This is a genomic window from Flavobacterium anhuiense, assembly GCF_004151235.1.
Lineage (GTDB): Bacteria > Bacteroidota > Bacteroidia > Flavobacteriales > Flavobacteriaceae > Flavobacterium > Flavobacterium anhuiense_A.
In genome coordinates, this window is sequence record NZ_JUIV01000007.1 from 45,849 (window position 1) to 63,256 (window position 17,408).

At 33.6% G+C, this 17,408-nt stretch carries 14 protein-coding genes; 12 read left to right on the forward strand and 2 right to left on the reverse strand.

Annotation, left to right across the window (positions count from 1 at the left end):
• The first annotated feature begins 145 nt into the window (after positions 1-145).
• The 5 genes from hisB to hisIE all read left to right on the forward strand — a co-directional run bounded on the left by hisB (position 146) and on the right by hisIE (position 4,392).
• On the forward strand, positions 146-1,282 hold the full coding sequence (hisB, locus tag NU08_RS10665) for a bifunctional histidinol-phosphatase/imidazoleglycerol-phosphate dehydratase HisB (protein ID WP_129747104.1): 1,137 nt from the start codon (positions 146-148) through the stop codon (positions 1,280-1,282).
• Positions 1,283-1,443: 161 nt separating this feature from the next.
• Complete coding sequence (gene hisH, locus NU08_RS10670) at positions 1,444-2,025, forward strand: imidazole glycerol phosphate synthase subunit HisH (RefSeq protein WP_129747105.1); 582 nt, start codon at positions 1,444-1,446, stop codon at positions 2,023-2,025.
• A 93-nt stretch (positions 2,026-2,118) separates the two neighbouring features.
• Entirely contained in the window at positions 2,119-2,844 is a 726-nt protein-coding gene (gene hisA / locus NU08_RS10675) for a 1-(5-phosphoribosyl)-5-[(5-phosphoribosylamino)methylideneamino]imidazole-4-carboxamide isomerase (RefSeq protein ID WP_129747106.1), read from the forward strand.
• An 82-nt stretch (positions 2,845-2,926) separates the two neighbouring features.
• Positions 2,927-3,682 (forward strand): imidazole glycerol phosphate synthase subunit HisF, encoded by a 756-nt coding sequence (gene hisF / locus NU08_RS10680; RefSeq protein WP_129747107.1) that lies wholly within the window; start codon positions 2,927-2,929, stop codon positions 3,680-3,682.
• Positions 3,683-3,789: 107 nt separating this feature from the next.
• Complete coding sequence (gene hisIE / locus NU08_RS10685) at positions 3,790-4,392, forward strand: bifunctional phosphoribosyl-AMP cyclohydrolase/phosphoribosyl-ATP diphosphatase HisIE (protein ID WP_317126356.1); 603 nt, start codon at positions 3,790-3,792, stop codon at positions 4,390-4,392.
• Positions 4,393-4,466: 74 nt separating this feature from the next.
• Here the strand turns inward: hisIE and NU08_RS10690 are convergent, their stop codons facing one another.
• Positions 4,467-5,165, reverse strand: coding sequence for a carbohydrate-binding family 9-like protein (locus tag NU08_RS10690; RefSeq protein ID WP_129747108.1), 699 nt, complete (start codon positions 5,163-5,165; stop codon positions 4,467-4,469).
• 162 nt (positions 5,166-5,327) lie between these two features.
• Here NU08_RS10690 and NU08_RS10695 point away from each other — a divergent pair, with 162 nt between their 5' ends.
• On the forward strand, positions 5,328-6,983 hold the full coding sequence (locus NU08_RS10695; RefSeq protein ID WP_129747109.1) for a M1 family metallopeptidase: 1,656 nt from the start codon (positions 5,328-5,330) through the stop codon (positions 6,981-6,983).
• A gap of 329 nt (positions 6,984-7,312) precedes the next feature.
• On the opposite strand, the gene NU08_RS10700 is transcribed toward NU08_RS10695, so the two are convergent.
• Entirely contained in the window at positions 7,313-8,857 is a 1,545-nt protein-coding gene (locus tag NU08_RS10700) for a hypothetical protein (RefSeq protein ID WP_008464092.1), read from the reverse strand.
• Between the two features lie 155 nt (positions 8,858-9,012).
• On the opposite strand from NU08_RS10700, the gene NU08_RS10705 reads away from it, so the two are divergent.
• From NU08_RS10705 to ilvC, 6 genes are all read left to right on the forward strand, one after another.
• A complete protein-coding gene (locus NU08_RS10705; RefSeq protein WP_008464093.1) occupies positions 9,013-10,188 on the forward strand; it encodes a 2-isopropylmalate synthase in 1,176 nt (391 codons plus the stop codon).
• A gap of 63 nt (positions 10,189-10,251) precedes the next feature.
• Positions 10,252-11,370: a 3-isopropylmalate dehydrogenase gene (gene leuB / locus NU08_RS10710; RefSeq protein WP_129747110.1), complete on the forward strand. Its 1,119-nt coding sequence runs from the start codon at positions 10,252-10,254 to the stop codon at positions 11,368-11,370.
• Between the two features lie 269 nt (positions 11,371-11,639).
• On the forward strand, positions 11,640-13,313 hold the full coding sequence (gene ilvD, locus NU08_RS10715; protein ID WP_129747111.1) for a dihydroxy-acid dehydratase: 1,674 nt from the start codon (positions 11,640-11,642) through the stop codon (positions 13,311-13,313).
• Between the two features lie 57 nt (positions 13,314-13,370).
• The gene (gene ilvB, locus NU08_RS10720) at positions 13,371-15,059 is read left to right on the forward strand and encodes a biosynthetic-type acetolactate synthase large subunit (protein ID WP_129747112.1); all 1,689 of its coding nucleotides are present in this window, start codon (positions 13,371-13,373) and stop codon (positions 15,057-15,059) included.
• 89 nt (positions 15,060-15,148) lie between these two features.
• Positions 15,149-15,670, forward strand: a complete 522-nt coding sequence (gene ilvN / locus NU08_RS10725) for an acetolactate synthase small subunit (RefSeq protein ID WP_111291077.1) — start codon at positions 15,149-15,151, stop codon at positions 15,668-15,670.
• A 61-nt stretch (positions 15,671-15,731) separates the two neighbouring features.
• Positions 15,732-17,201: a ketol-acid reductoisomerase gene (ilvC, locus tag NU08_RS10730; protein ID WP_129747113.1), complete on the forward strand. Its 1,470-nt coding sequence runs from the start codon at positions 15,732-15,734 to the stop codon at positions 17,199-17,201.
• Positions 17,202-17,408: the final 207 nt, after the last annotated feature.

Here is a 17,408-nt window from a genome sequence, read left to right on the forward strand (position 1 = left end):
ATTAGAAAGATTAAAATGTTTTTTTTCTGTGCGTGATTTAGCCACGAATTACACAAATTACCACGAATTAAATTAGAGAAATTCGTGAATTCGTGGCTAAAAAAATCATATTAATCTGTGAAATCAGTGGCAAAACAAAATACATATGAAAAAAGTACTTTTTATCGATCGTGATGGTACGATTGTTTTAGAACCTGAAAATTATCAATTAGATAGCTTAGATAAACTAGAGTTTTACCCAAAAGCATTTCAATATTTGGCTAAAATTGCTGCTGAATTAGATTACGAACTTGCAATGGTAACGAATCAGGACGGCTTAGGAACTGATAGTTTTCCAGAAGATACATTTTGGCCAACGCAGAATTTTATTCTAAAAGCATTTGAAAACGAAGGAGTTGTTTTTGATGAAATTTTTGTAGACAGAACTTTTCCAGAAGAAAATGCACCAACTCGCAAACCAAGAACTGGAATGCTAACTAAATACTTGAATAATCCAGAATATGATTTAGAAAACTCTTTTGTTTTAGGTGATCGTTTGACAGATGTAGAACTGGCTAAAAACCTTGGTGCAAAAGCTATTTTCATGAATGATACAGATGGAATTGGAAGCAACGAAATTTCATCAAAACGTGAAGAATTAAACGAGACAATCGTTTTGCAAACAATGGATTGGAAGAAAATCTATGAGTTTTTGAAATTAGAAGCGCGTTCAGCCTCAATTACAAGAAAAACCAACGAAACGGATATTTACATCAATCTAAATATTGACGGAACTGGAAAAAGCAAAATCGATACTGGAATTGCATTTTTTGATCACATGTTAGACCAAATCTCACGTCATGGTCAAATGGACTTAGAAATCACAGTAAAAGGCGATTTAGAAGTCGATGAGCACCATACAATTGAAGATACAGCAATTGCCTTAGGAGAAGTTTTCGCGAAAGCGTTAGGGAATAAACTAGGAATCGAGCGCTACGGATTCTGCCTTCCCATGGATGATTGTTTAGCACAAGCTGCAATTGATTTTGGAGGAAGAAACTGGCTTGTTTGGGAAACTGAATTCAAACGCGAAATGGTAGGTAAAATGCCAACAGAAATGTTTTATCATTTCTTTAAATCATTTACAGACGGCGCAAAAGCCAACTTAAATATAAAAGCAGAAGGAATTAACGAGCATCACAAAATTGAAGCTATTTTTAAAGCTTTCGCTAAAGCCATAAAAGTAGCCGTAAAAAGGGATACAGAAAAAATGATTTTGCCAAGTACTAAAGGTATGTTGTAAAAAGTTTAACCGCAAAGTACGCAAAGATTTACGCAAAGCACACAAGTGTTTTCGCGTTCTTAGCGTAAATCTTTGCGAACCTAGCGGTTAAGTAAAATAGTATTAATGATTTTAAGTTGAAGAGAAATCTAAAATCTAAAATCTAAAATCTAAAAATAATTTTGAAAATAGTAATTATAAATTACGGAGCAGGAAATATTCAGAGCATTATGTTTGCTATTGAAAGATTGGGTTTTAAGGCTGTTTTGAGTAATAATCCAGAGGAAATTAAATCGGCTGATAAAGTGATTTTTCCTGGCGTGGGCGAGGCGAGTTCAGCTATGGCTAAACTTCGTGAAAGCGGTTTGGATAGCCTGATTCCAGAATTGAAACAGCCTGTTTTAGGAATCTGTCTCGGAATGCAATTGATGTGCAATAAAACTGAAGAAGGAGATACAAAAGGTTTAGGGATTTTTGATGTTGATGTTTTGAAATTTTCAAACAACGTAAAAGTGCCTCAAATGGGATGGAATCAGATTTATGATTTAAAGACTGATTTGTTTAAAGACATTTCTGAAAATGAATTCATGTATTTGGTTCATAGTTTTTATGCACCAAATTGTCCAGAATCGATCGCAACAACAAATTACGATGTTGAATACGCGTCAGCTTTACAAAAAAACAATTTCTACGGAACACAGTTTCACCCAGAAAAAAGCGGTGATGTTGGCGAAAAGATTCTAGGTAATTTTTTAAAAATGTAAAAACTTCAATATCAATCAAATATCAAAAAAAAAAAGCAACAATTTCAATTTTTAGAATCTAAAATCTAAAATCAGAAATCTAAAATAATAAAAATGAGAATAATACCAGCCATAGATATCATTGATGGAAAATGCGTTCGTTTGTCCAAAGGTGATTATGATACGAAGATAATTTACAACGAGAATCCACTTGAAGTGGCAAAATCATTTGAAGCACATGGAATCGAATATCTGCATTTAGTGGATTTAGACGGTGCAAAATCAAGTAAAATTGTCAATTATAAGATTTTAGAACAAATTGCTACGCAAACAAGTCTGAAAATTGATTTCGGTGGCGGTTTAAAATCGGATGATGATTTGAGAATTGCTTTTGAAAGTGGTGCAAATCAAATCACCGGCGGAAGTATTGCGGTAAAAAACAGAGCAATTTTTGAAAAATGGATTTCAGAATATGGTTCAGAGAAAATTATTTTAGGCGCTGATGCAAAAGATGAAAAAATTGCTGTTTCTGGTTGGTTAGAAGAATCAAATGAAGATTTAGTTCCTTTTATTCAAGACTATCAATCAAAAGGAATTCAGTATGTTATCTGTACAGATATTGCCAAAGACGGAATGCTTCAAGGCCCAAGTTTTGATTTGTACAACAAAATTTTAGAAGAAGCTAAAGGGATAAAATTAATAGCTTCTGGTGGAATTTCAACTTTCGACGAATTACCAAAATTAGCAGAATTAGGCTGTGAAGGAACAATCATCGGAAAAGCGATTTACGAGGGAAGAATTACTTTGAAACAACTTGAGGATTTTATAATTAGAAAATGAGAAAATTTGATAATTAGATAATTTACACAGTATGTGAAGTAATTATCTAATTGACTAATTCTCTAATTAACACATTAGATAAATGTTAGCAAAAAGAATCATACCTTGTTTAGATATAAAAAACGGAAGAACCGTAAAAGGCGTTAATTTCGTTGACTTGCGCGATGCGGGAGATCCTGTGGAATTGGCTGCAATTTATTCAGCTGAAGGTGCAGACGAATTGGTTTTTCTGGATATTTCGGCAACAGAAGAAAGACGTAAAACACTGGTAAATATGGTGCGAAGCGTTGCAGAAAAAATCAATATTCCGTTTACGGTTGGCGGTGGGATTTCATCTGTTGAAGATGTTGATATTCTGTTGAATAACGGAGCTGATAAAGTTTCAATCAATTCATCGGCAGTTAAAAATCCACAATTAATTAATGATTTAGCGCAGAAATTTGGAAGCCAATGTGTTGTAGTAGCAATTGATGCCAAGCAAATCGACGGAAAATGGATTGTGCATTTAGTTGGCGGAAAAGTACCAACTGAATTGAATTTATTTGACTGGGCTGTTGAAGTGGCAGAACGTGGTGCAGGAGAAATTTTATTCACTTCAATGGATAATGACGGAACCAAAAATGGGTTTGCAAACGAAGCTTTGGCTAAACTTTCAGAATTAGTAAATATTCCAATCATTGCTTCTGGAGGAGCTGGAAACATTCAGCATTTCGTAGATTCGTTTCAAAAAGGAAAAGCAGACGCCGCTTTGGCTGCAAGTGTTTTTCACTTTAAAGAGATTGAAATCAAAGCCTTAAAACAAGAATTAAGAAATAATAATATAGAAGTAAGATTATAAAATTCCAATTTTTGAAGCGCCAAATTCCAATCAATAGCAATATCAAAAAATCAAAAAAAATAAATTTTCAGTTTTTAGAATCTAAAATCTGAAATCTAAAATCTAAAATAGACATGGACATCGATATCAAAAGCGCACACGGATTAATTCCGGCGATAATTCAGGATTCAGAAACAAAAAATGTTTTGATGCTGGGTTATATGAACGAAGAATCGCTTCAAAAAACAATAGAAACACAAAAAGTAACTTTCTTTAGTCGTTCAAAGCAAAGACTTTGGACAAAAGGCGAGGAGAGTGGTAATTTTTTAAACTTAGTAAGCATTAAAAATGACTGTGATGGCGATACGCTTTTAATTCAGGCAAAACCTGTTGGGCCAACGTGTCACACGGGTGCAGATACCTGTTGGCAGGAGCCAAATGATGCTAATTACGGTTTTATTTCACAATTAGAAAATACAATTAAAACCCGTAGAGAAAATGCTGATTCTGAACAGAGTTATGTGGCTTCTTTGTTTGCAAAAGGAATAAATAAAATAGCGCAAAAAGTAGGTGAGGAAGCTGTAGAAGTCGTTATCGAAGCGAAAGACGATAATGACGATTTATTTCTTAGCGAAAGCGCCGATTTGCTATTTCATTATTTGATTTTATTGCAGGCAAAAGGTTATCAATTAAATGATGTTGTTGAAGTTTTGAAAAAGCGTCAGAAGTAAAATATTTTGTTTCAGGTTTCAGGTTTCAAGTTCCATGGGATAATCTGAAACTTAAAACCTGAGACAAACTAAACTCACTCCATAAATTCAAAAACAGCAAATTCTGCTGGTTGATGGAATCCAAAAACTGAAGTTTTATACGGCTGTAAAGCAAGATATTCCGTTGTATCGCCGTAATCAATTCTAAAAGTGTTTCCTCTCCATTTTGTTCCAATTTTTGGTTTTTTAAATCCGCCATTTTCAATTTTTTTGAGGTTAGAAAAAGGGATTTTGATTTCTACTGTATAGCCATCAGAATTTATTTTGCTAACAGATTCCATACCTTTAATATCAAAATCCATCGAAGTATTCCATCCTCCGCATTCTGGCGTAATGCATTTTAAAACCAAATCATAATTTGTAGAAAATGCATTCACTCCAATTTCAATATAATTCTGTCCATCTCCATCCGGATCTAGAAAAATTTCAGCTAAATCATCTGTGTTGAATATTTGAGAATCTTTTGTTTGCGCTGTGCCAATGATTTTAGAATCAGTGCATTTATAAGCTAAATAGAAGTTTTTGCTATTCCACGAAAGTGAAACAAAAGTTTGTTGGGAAGCTTTTTCGCCTGTATTATGAATTACAAACGGACCAAGAAAAGGGGGTTTCCATTCTGATAAATCGCCATCAATATTAATTTTGCCATTTGTTTTATGAACAGGAAATGTCTGAGAATAAACGGATAATTGGCAGAATAAAAGCGAAACAATAGTAATGTATTGCAATTTCATAAAGCACTGAATATAATTGAATAGCTAAAGTAAAGAAAATGCGTTTATCTATTGTTTTTGATTGTTAAAATGATAAAAATTTAAAAAGTTTGATATGAATGTTTACATTTGTTGAAGATTAAAACAGGTTTGACAACCTTATTTATTTCAAATTTATAAATAATGAAAAAACACTTTTGTGGGGCATTTATCGCCTTTTTAGTTGGTTTTGCGGCCAATGCTCAGGGACTTTTAAATAAGTCAGAAACCGTTTTTACACATCAGGATACTTTACGCGGAAGCATCACAAAGGAAAGAGCTTGGTGGGATTTAAAATATTATCATCTTAATGTAAAGGTAAATCCAAAAGAAAAATCAATTTCAGGTTCGAATACTGTTCGTTATACGGTTTTAACAGAAAATAACCGTATGCAGATTGATTTGCAGCAGCCAATGAATATTACCAAAGTAACGCAAAACGGAAAGGAATTAAAATTTGAAAGAGATGGAAATGCGTTCTTTATTACTTTAAATGAAGAACAAAAAGTTGGTGACACTAAGGAGATTATAGTTTATTATGAAGGAAAACCGAAAGAAGCTGTAAGGGCACCATGGGATGGAGGTTTTTCTTGGAAAAAAGATAAAAACGGAAAAGATTTTGTTGCTACATCTTGTCAGGGTTTAGGCGCTAGTGTTTGGTGGCCTTGTAAGGATCATATGTATGATGAAGTAGACAATATGCTTATTAGCGTAAATGTGCCAGGAGATTTAACGGAGGTTTCTAACGGAAGACTGAAAAGCGTTAAAAAAGAAAAAGACGGAACAAAAACCTTTAATTGGTACGTTTCTAATCCAATTAATAATTATGGTGTAAACATCAATATTGGTGATTATGTAAATTTTTCTGAAGTATTTAAAGGAGAAAAAGGAAATTTAGACTGTAATTATTATGTTTTGAGAGATAATTTAGCTTTAGCTAAAGAACATTTCAAAGATGCTCCAAAAATGCTGAAAGCTTTTGAAAGTTGGTTTGGACCATATCCTTTTTACGAAGACAGCTATAAATTGGTAGAAGTGCCTTATTTAGGAATGGAGCACCAAAGTTCTGTAACTTATGGAAACCAATATAAACAAGGTTATTTAGGAAAGGATTTAAGCGGAACTGGTTGGGGACTAAAATTTGATTTTATCATCATTCATGAATCTGGACACGAATGGTACGCTAACAATATCACCTACAAAGATATTGCAGATATGTGGGTTCATGAGAGTTTTACCAATTATTCTGAAAGCCTTTTTGTAGAGTATTATTATGGTAAAGAGGCTGGTGCTGAATATGTTATTGGATGCAGACAAAATGTTGAAAATGATAAGCCAATCATCGGGCATTATGATGTAAATAATGAAGGATCTGGAGATATGTATCCAAAAGGAGCCAATATGCTTCATACAATTCGTCAAATAATTAATGATGATGCTAAATGGAAATCAATCTTAAGAGGTATGAATAAAACTTTTTATCATCAAACCGTTACAGGAAAACAGATTCAAGATTATATAAATGAACAATCTGGAATTAATTTCAATAGAGTTTTTGCACAATATTTAACTACAACCCAAATTCCAGTTTTTGAATATATGTTTAAAAATGGAACTTTTGGATATCACTGGACTAACTGTGTTTCTAAATTTGATATGCCTGTAAAAGTTAAAATTAATGGAGTAGAAACTTGGTTAAAACCAACTACAGAATGGCAGTCTATAAAAACAGATAACGAAGATAGAAAACTGGAAGTAGATAAAAATTTCTATGTTACTACTTCGAATATAGTCGAATAAATTCTTTTAGTTTTCAATAGAAAAATCCCAAATTCCAATTTTACGATTGGGATTTGGGATTTTTTATTAAGATTTGAATTGTCTGCGTTTAGTAACCCGACAGGTTTTTAAAACCTGTCGGGTTTGTTTTTATGCGTATAGTATGTCATTTCGACGAAGGAGAAATCTCCGCAAGTAACTCCGTTCCTAAAAATGCCAAACTTTGGCGAGCTACTTACGGAGATTTCTCCTTCGTCGAATTGACAAAAAGCTCTGAAAAATTATTTTTCAGAGCTTTTTTTATTAGAATTTGATTCCGAAATCTCAGAGTAAATATCGAACTTTAAATCTTATCGGTTATTCAATTTCGCTTTCTCCTTAATAATATCAGCGATTTTTCTGTTTTCTATTTTGCTTTCAAGCCACGAAATAATATCTAGGTATAAGAAAGCCCTTTTTTCGTAAGTGTTTTTTTCAAGTTCAACAAAACGCGTATGCATTTTTTTGAATTCTTTTTTAATGTCAGCAGGGTAGAAGTTATTTAGGTTTCTTAAGAATTTAATGATTTCTTTTTGAACTTCATGCAAATCGTTCATTTTCAATAAGAACTTGTAAGTACTTTTTAAATGATTTTCTAAATAATAATCTTTACCAAGTTCATAATGAGCAATCAATGAAAGTAATCGCGCAAAACACATTAAATCCTCGCGCATTGTCAAGTTTTTATTGTTGATGATTTTATCTAAGTAATTAATGCATTCATTATACTTTTCGTTACCAAAATAAATGGAAGCAATTTTATAGAAAAACAACATTTCGTGATGCTCATCTAGATGTTCGCTGTGCAATTTTAGTTTGTTTAAAATCTCAGGAATTAGATATTCGCTTTCTGCAAATGTTCCTTCTAATATATGCAGATTCAATTTATTGTTATAAACATATAAGAAAGACAATGAGGCAAGATTATCATTTACAGGAAATTTAGGATCAGCGATTGTTTCTTCCAGAAGATTTAGATATTTCTTGAAATTCGATTTATATTTTAACATATAAAGCGATTCTAAGAAATAATGATTTCCTTTTAAGAAGAAAACAGGATTCAGATAAATCATATTTGGATTATCATAGAAAAGCTGAACCCATTTATAAGCAAATTTATAACTCGCTAAAAAATCTTGAACTAGAAAGCTTCGCCAAAGGTTGGCATTGTAAAACCAATACTTTTCTCGGAAACCAAATTTACTCTCGTCAAGTTTAGAAATATGCTTATTAAAGTAATCATCAATATATCGATATTCTTCGTCATTTTTTACGTAACCTGTTTTCAGCATGATTCCGTATAATTGAAGAGATAAATTGGATAATTTGCTTGAAATTGTATTTCTATAATTTAATTCTTTAGCCTGAACTACCAATTCGTCAGCACGACCTTGAATACTTCGGGTGATGTATTGCGATTCAATTAGTTTTTCAAACTCTACAATTTCATAGGCCATGTATTTTTCATCATTTTCTAGAGCTTGTTGTTTTGTTTTGTCTAATATTTTTAAACTCTGTTTGTATAATCCTTTATTATAAAGAATAACAGCAAAATCCATTTGCTCTCGAAGCTGATAACGAATATTCTGACTAGGAATATTTAGTCTTATACTCACTAGGATTTGTTTGTATAAGTATGATTTTAAGTTAGATAACTGTACTTTTTGGATAACTCCGCTTTTCAGAATAAGTTTTTCATCGTAAACTTCAGATTTATCTAGAATATTGAATAATTCGATAAATTTTGTATTTGAACTTGTTTCTAATCGGCTTGCAAAAATTTTAAATTGCCTTTTTTCTGATTTCGAAAGTGATTTGATTAGAACAAATAAGAAATCTTTTTGATGGTTAGCCATTGTAAAAAATAATAATATAACTTACTGATTATAAGTTAGTTAATATAGTATAAGTCGTTTTATAAACAGTATAATTTCATTAAAATGAATTTCATACTGTAATAGTACAATATATATTTGTTATCAAGATGTGAAATTACATTAAATAAATGAATATGAATAGAGAGAAAGTTCAAATTTTTGACACCACATTGCGAGATGGTGAACAAGTTCCAGGATGTAAGTTAGATACTAAACAGAAATTAGTTATCGCAGAACGACTAGACAAAATGGGAGTTGACATTATCGAAGCAGGCTTTCCAGTGTCAAGTCCGGGCGATTTTTTATCGGTCTCTGAGATTTGTAAAATTGTAGAAAATGCAACCGTCTGCGGACTAACAAGAGCCGTAAAAAACGACATTGATGTTGCTGCAGCTGCTTTAAAGCATGCTAAGAAACCTAGAATCCATACTGGAATCGGAACTTCGGAATCTCATATACTCCACAAATTAAATACTACGCCTGAAGATATTATTGCAAGAGCAAAATTTGCTGTATCACACGCTAAATCTTATGTAGAAGATGTTGAGTTCTACGCTGAAGATGCTGGTAGAACAGACAATGCTTTCCTTGCTAAAGTTTGTGAAGAAGTTATCAAATCTGGAGCTACTGTATTGAATATTCCTGATACTACTGGATATTGTCTTCCAGAAGAATACGGAGCAAAAATTAAATACTTAAAAGAAAACGTAAAAGGAATTGAAAACGTAATCCTTTCATGCCACTGTCATAATGATTTAGGAATGGCAACTGCAAACTCAATTGCAGGAGCTATAAATGGAGCAAGACAAATTGAATGTACTATTAATGGTATTGGTGAAAGAGCTGGAAACACGGCACTTGAAGAAGTGGTAATGATTTTCAAACAGCACCCTTACTTAAATTTAGATACAAACATTAATACAAGAGAATTAAACGAAATGAGTCGTTTAGTTTCTGAAAGTATGGGAATGATTGTACAGCCAAATAAAGCAATTGTTGGAGCAAATGCTTTTGCACACAGTTCTGGAATTCACCAAGATGGTGTAATCAAAAACAGAGCAACCTACGAGATCATGGATCCGCTAGATGTGGGAGTGAATGAATCTTCAATCATTTTGACAGCAAGAAGCGGAAGAGCAGCCTTGGCTTACCGTGCTAAAAAAGTAGGTTACGAATTGACAAAAACACAATTGGATATCGTTTACATCGAATTCTTGAAATTCGCAGATATTAAAAAAGAAGTTGTAGACGCAGATATCCACCAAATTATAGAAGCTTCTAAAATAGAAGGAGATTTAATAAGAAACTAAAATAGTATAAAAATAAGAGTTTAAGGAACAATAAGGATTTAAAGACATAAAGAGCGAGAGATTATGAATTTAAAAATTGCAGTTTTACCAGGAGATGGAATTGGACCTGAAGTAATATTACAGGCTAAAAAAGCTTTGTACGCCATTGGCGAAGTGTATAATCATGAATTTGTTTTTGAAGAAGCGCTGATGGGAGCGGTTGCTATCGATAAAACAGGAAATCCGTTGCCGGAACAGACTTTGAATCTGTGTTTGAATACAGATGCAGTTTTGCTTGGTGCTATTGGAGATCCTAAATACGATAACAATCCAAATGCAAAGGTTCGTCCAGAACAAGGATTATTAAAATTGCGAAAAGAATTAGGATTGTTTGCTAATATTCGTCCTATTAAACCTTACAAAGCCTTAATTGAATCTTCTCCTTTAAAAAGAGAAATTATTGAAGGAGCTGATTTTACCATCTTTAGAGAATTAACTGGTGGAGCTTATTTCGGAACTAAAACACTTAATGAAGCAGGAACACATGCTTCAGATTTATGTGAATATTCAGAAGAAGAAATTACAAGAATTGCACATTTAGCTTTTAAATCGGCGCAAAAAAGACGTAAAAAGCTAACAATGGTAGACAAAGCAAATGTTTTAGAAACTTCAAGATTGTGGAGAAAAGTAGTTCAGAAAGTGAGCGAAGAGTATTCAGATGTTAAACTTGATTTCTTATTTGTGGATAATGCAGCAATGCAGTTAATCTTAAATCCAAAGCAGTTTGATGTGATTTTGACTGAAAACTTGTTTGGGGATATCTTATCTGATGAAGCTAGCGTAATTACAGGTTCAATTGGCTTATTGCCATCGGTATCTTTAGGAGAAAAAAATGCTTTATTTGAGCCAATTCACGGATCATATCCGCAGGCAAAAGGCAAAAACATTGCCAATCCGATTGCTTCTATTTTGGCAGCGGCGCTTTTGCTGGAGCATTTTGGATTAACTAAAGAAGCTCATGTAATCTACAAAGCGGTAGAAAAAGCAATTGAATACAAAGTAGTTACAGTTGATTTGAAACCAGACTCAAAATTCGGAACAAACGAAGTAGGAGAATTCGTTTCTAATTTTATTTTCAGCAAAGATGATTTGCTTTATTTCAATAATGATAATGTAAGTATTGGACAATCTACAATTGTTTAATATTTTTTGTTAAAATGTGAAGATAATCACAAGAAGTGTTGTAAATGTTGAGATTTTATTTTTTTACTTCCAGAAGTTTATTTACTTTTGTGACACTAAAAAGATAAATGATGCAAATCTCAATTATTATTACTTCTGTCGTTGTTGTCAATGTGATTCACACATTTGCATCGGGAATGTTATAAATATAATTGAAAGACTATATTACAAACCTTCCAAATACTGGAAGGTTTTTTTTTGAATAAAAAATTAAAAAAAATAAAACTATAATGGAATTAAATAAGTACAGCAAGACCATCACACAAGATCAAACACAGCCTGCGGCGCAAGCGATGTTGTATGGAATTGGTTTAACTGAGGAAGATTTAAAAAAAGCACAAGTTGGTATTGTGAGCATGGGTTACGATGGTAACACTTGCAACATGCACCTGAATGATTTAGCACAAGATGTTAAAAAAGGTGTCTGGGGTGCAGATCTTGTCGGACTTATTTTTAATACCATTGGTGTCAGTGACGGTATTTCTAACGGAACTGAAGGTATGCGTTACTCACTAGTTTCTCGTGATGTAATCGCAGATTCTATCGAAACAGTTGTAGGAGCGCAATGGTATGATAGTTTAATTGCAATTCCTGGATGCGATAAAAATATGCCAGGTGCTTTAATTGCAATGGGAAGGTTAAACCGCCCATCTCTTATGGTTTACGGAGGTTCTATCCATTCTGGGAAATGGAAAGGAGAATCTTTAAATATCGTTTCTGCTTTTGAAGCTTTAGGAAAAAAAGTAAAAGGCGAAATTACTCCAGAAGATTTTAAAGGTGTTATCCAAAATGCTTGCCCAGGAGCTGGGGCTTGCGGTGGAATGTATACTGCAAATACAATGTCTTCTGCTATTGAAGCATTAGGAATGAGTTTGCCTTATAGTTCTTCTAACCCTGCTTTAAGCCAAGAAAAAAGAGACGAATGTTTGGAAGCTGGAAAAGCAATCAAAATATTATTAGAAAAAGATATCAAGCCAAGAGATATTATGACTCGTAAGGCTTTTGAAAATGCGATTACAATTGTAGCTGTTTTAGGTGGTTCTACAAATGCTGTTATGCACTTAATTGCAATGGCTCACTCAGTTGGAATCACAATTACTTTAGATGATTTCCAAGCAATTAACGATAGAACACCAGTATTGGCAGACATGAAGCCAAGTGGTAAGTACATGATGGAAGATATTCACGAAGTTGGAGGTATTCCTGCAGTAATGAAATACTTATTGAAAGTTGGATTGATTCACGGAGACTGTTTAACGGTAACTGGAAAAACAGTGGCTGAAAATTTAGCTTCAACTCCAGATTTACAAGACGGACAAGAAGTAATTCATGAAATTCAAAAAGCATTAAAACCAACAGGAAATATTCAGGTATTATACGGAAATCTTGCTACTGAAGGTGCTGTAGCAAAAATCAGTGGTAAAGAAGGAGAGTATTTCGAAGGGCCAGCTGTTGTATTTGAAGGCGAATTTGAAGTAATTCCAGGTCTTCAAGCCGGAAAAATTAAACCAGGTAATGTAGTCGTCATCAGGGGTTGTGGACCAAAAGGTGGTCCGGGAATGCCTGAAATGCTGAAGCCTACATCTGCTATTATTGGTGCTGGATTAGGAAGCAGTTGTGCACTAATCACAGACGGTAGATTCTCGGGCGGTTCGCACGGTTTCGTGGTAGGACACGTTACACCAGAGGCATATGACGGTGGTGGTATTGCACTAGTAAAAGATGGAGATTTAATTGCTATCGATGCTGTGAAAAATACGATCGACCTGAAGATATCTGACGAAGAATTTGCTGCAAGAAAAGCGGCTTGGGTTCAGCCAGCTTTAAAAGTTGACAGAGGGGTTTTACTTAAATACGCTAAGTCGGTTTCTAGTGCATCAACAGGATGTGTAACCGATAAATAATTATAAAAAATCAAAAATCAATTTCAAAAGCATTGAAATTGATAAAAAAAATATACTATGAAAATATCAGGGGCAGAAGCCGTTATAAGATGTTTATTAGCAGAAGGAGTAGATTTAATTTATGGTTATCCAGGTGGAGCTATAATGCCAGTTTACGACGAATTATATAAATTTCAAGATCAGTTGCACCACGTTTTAGTACGTCACGAACAAGGTGCAACGCATGCAGCTCAAGGTTATGCAAGAGCTACAGGAAAAGTAGGAGTGGCAATTGCTACTTCTGGACCAGGAGCTACCAATTTAGTAACTGGTATTGCAGATGCTCAGATCGATTCAACTCCTTTAGTATGCATTACTGGTCAAGTTGGAAGACATTTATTAGGATCTGATGCATTTCAGGAAACAGATATTATCGGAATTTCAACTCCGGTTACAAAATGGAATTTCCAAGTAACCGAAGCTTCTCAAATTCCTGAAATTATTGCAAAAGCATTTTACATTGCTCGTTCTGGACGTCCGGGACCTGTATTGGTAGATATTACTAAAAACGCTCAGTTTGATGAGTTTGAATTTAGCTACGAAAAATGCACAGGAATCAGAAGTTATGTTCCGGTACCGAAATTAAACTTAGACAAAGTTGCAGAAGCTGCAGCTTTAATCAATAGTGCAAAAAAACCGCTTATTGTTTTCGGTCAGGGAATTATCTTAGGTCAGGCAGAAGCTGAGTTTAAAGCAGTAGTAGAAAAAGCTGGAATTCCAGCAGCTTGGACAATCTTAGGTTTATCAGCTTTACCAACAGATCATCCTTTGAACGTTGGTATGCTTGGAATGCACGGAAATTATGCGCCAAATTTATTGACCAACGAATGTGATGTTTTAATTGCTTTCGGAATGCGTTTTGACGACCGTGTTACAGGTAAATTAAGCACTTATGCAAAACAAGCCAAAGTAATTCACTTCGAAATCGATCCTGCTGAGATTGATAAAAACGTTAAGACAGATATTGCTGTTTTAGGAGATGTAAAAGAATCTTTAGCTGCTTTATTACCGCTTCTTGATGCTAAATCTCATGATTTGTGGCACAATGAGTTTAAAGAATTAAGTAAAGTTGAATATGATTCTGTAATAAAAGAAGAATTAAATCCAACAAACGGTAAAGGAATTTCGATGGGAGAAACTATCGAAATGATCAACAAACATTCAAAAGGAGACGCTATTATCGTTTCAGATGTTGGTCAGCACCAAATGTTTGCATGTCGTTATGCTAAATTCAATTCGACTAAAAGTAACATTACTTCGGGAGGTTTAGGAACTATGGGATTTGCATTGCCAGCTGCAATTGGAGCAAAAATGGGAAAACCAGAGCGCGAAGTAGTGGCGATTATCGGTGATGGAGGTTTCCAGATGACAATTCAGGAGCTTGGAACTATTTTCCAGACAGAAGTTCCAGTAAAAATTGTGGTTTTAAACAACGAATTCTTAGGAATGGTTCGCCAATGGCAAGAATTATTCTTTGATAACAGATATGCTTCAACCAAAATGATTAATCCAAATTTCATTGCAATTGCTGAAGGATATCATATCAAATCTAAAAAAGTTACACAGCGTGAAGATCTTGATGCCGCGGTCGCTGAGATGCTCGCATCAAAAGATTCATACTTCTTAGAAGTTGTTGTCGAAAAAGAAAACAACGTTTTCCCAATGATTCCAACAGGAGCTTGTGTATCAGAAATTAGATTAAGTTAAGGAAAAAGTTTCAAGTTTTAAGTTTCAGGTTTCAAGTTCTGTTGAGAACGTGAAACTTGAAACGTGAAACAAAAAAAAACTAAAAACAAATGGAAGATAAAACATTTACCATATCGGTATACTCAGAAAATAATGTGGGTTTGTTAAATAGAATATCTGGAATATTCTTAAAGCGTCACATTAATATATTAAGTCTAAATGTTTCAGAATCAGAAATAGAGAATGTTTCAAGATTTATCATTGTAGTAAATACAACTGAAAAATGGGTTCAGAATATTGTAGGCCAGATTGAAAAACAAATTGAAGTTATAAAAGCATTTTATCATACAGATGAAGAGACTATTTTCTTAGAAAATGCTTTGTTTAAAATCGCTTCAAGTTTGTTGTTTGACGAGAAACAAATTCAGAATATCATCAAAGAAAGCCAGTCTACGATTGTAACGGTTTCTCGTGATTTCTTTGTGATTTCAAAATCAGGAAGACGTTCTGAAATTGAAGAATTATACCAAAAGTTCAAACCATACGGAATTATGCAGTTTGTGCGTTCGGGAAGAATATCGGTTTCTAAACAAAAAATGGAGATTTCTGCATTGCTAGAAACCTTTAAATAATAAAATCTTAGTTATATAAAATCAATATTAAAATTTCATTTCATTAAATATTAAAACAAAAATGGCAAATTATTTCAATACATTACCACTTAGATTACAATTAGAACAATTAGGAGTTTGCGAATTTATGGAGCAATCTGAATTTGCAGACGGAATTGCAGCATTGGCTGGAAAAAAAGTTGTAATTGTTGGTTGTGGAGCACAAGGTTTGAATCAAGGTTTAAACATGAGAGATTCTGGTTTAGACATTTCTTATGCATTGCGTGCAGATGCAATTGCAGAAAAAAGAGCTTCTTATAAAAATGCAACTGAAAATGGTTTCAAAGTAGGAACTTATGAAGAATTGATTCCAACAGCAGATTTAGTTTGCAACCTTACACCTGATAAACAACATACAGCTGTGGTAACTGCTATTATGCCATTAATGAAACAAGGTTCTACTTTGTCTTATTCTCACGGATTCAACATTGTAGAAGAAGGAATGCAGATTCGTAAAGACATTACTGTTATTATGTGTGCTCCTAAATGTCCAGGTTCTGAGGTGCGTGAAGAGTATAAAAGAGGATTTGGAGTTCCAACTCTTATCGCTGTTCACCCAGAAAACGATCCAAACGGATTTGGTTTAGATCAAGCAAAAGCTTACGCTGTAGCAACTGGAGGACACAGAGCTGGAGTTTTAAGATCATCTTTCGTAGCTGAAGTAAAATCAGATTTAATGGGTGAGCAAACTATTCTTTGTGGTTTACTTCAAACTGGATCTATTTTATGTTTTGATAAAATGGTTGAAAAAGGAATCGATGCTGCATATGCTTCAAAATTAATCCAATACGGATGGGAAACTATCACTGAAGCTTTAAAACACGGTGGTATTACAAATATGATGGATCGTTTAAACAATCCTTCAAAAATTGAAGCTTACGAATTGGCTGAAGAATTAAAAGATATCATGCGTCCGTTATTCCAAAAACACCAAGATGATATCATTTCTGGAGAATTCTCTAGAACTATGATGATCGACTGGGCAAATGACGATGTGAATTTATTGAAATGGAGAGCTGCAACAGGAGAAACTAATTTCGAAAAAACGGCTCCACAAGAAGCTCCAATCTCTGAGCAAGAATATTTTGACAATGGAGTATTAATGATTGCGATGGTAAAAGCTGGTGTTGAATTAGCTTTCGAAACAATGACTGAAGCTGGAATTATCGAAGAATCTGCTTATTACGAGTCATTACACGAATTACCATTAATTGCAAACACAATTGCAAGAAAGAAATTATTCGAAATGAACCGTGTAATTTCTGACACTGCTGAATACGGATGTTATTTATTTGATCATGCATGTAAACCATTATTAGCTGACTTTATGAAAAAAGTTGAAACTAATATTATCGGTAAACCATTCTCAACTTCAAACGAAGTAGATAATACTGTATTAATTGCTGTAAATAAAGCAATCCGTCAGCATCCTATTGAAGAAGTAGGAGCTTGGTTGAGAGAATCTATGACAGCAATGAAAAAAATTGGATAATAAAAAATTCGGAATTTTCGCAGAATCCGATTCTGCGGAATTTGCACTGTATCAATGATTTGTAATATTTTGAATTAGTAAGCACTTATTAAGATAATAGATATAGATGCATATTGCATTCACTTAACTTCAGATAATAAGCAAGTTAAGTGAAGCGGATCCCTAAAATGGGGTGTATTTTGAAAAAAATATACTTGTTGAAATTTC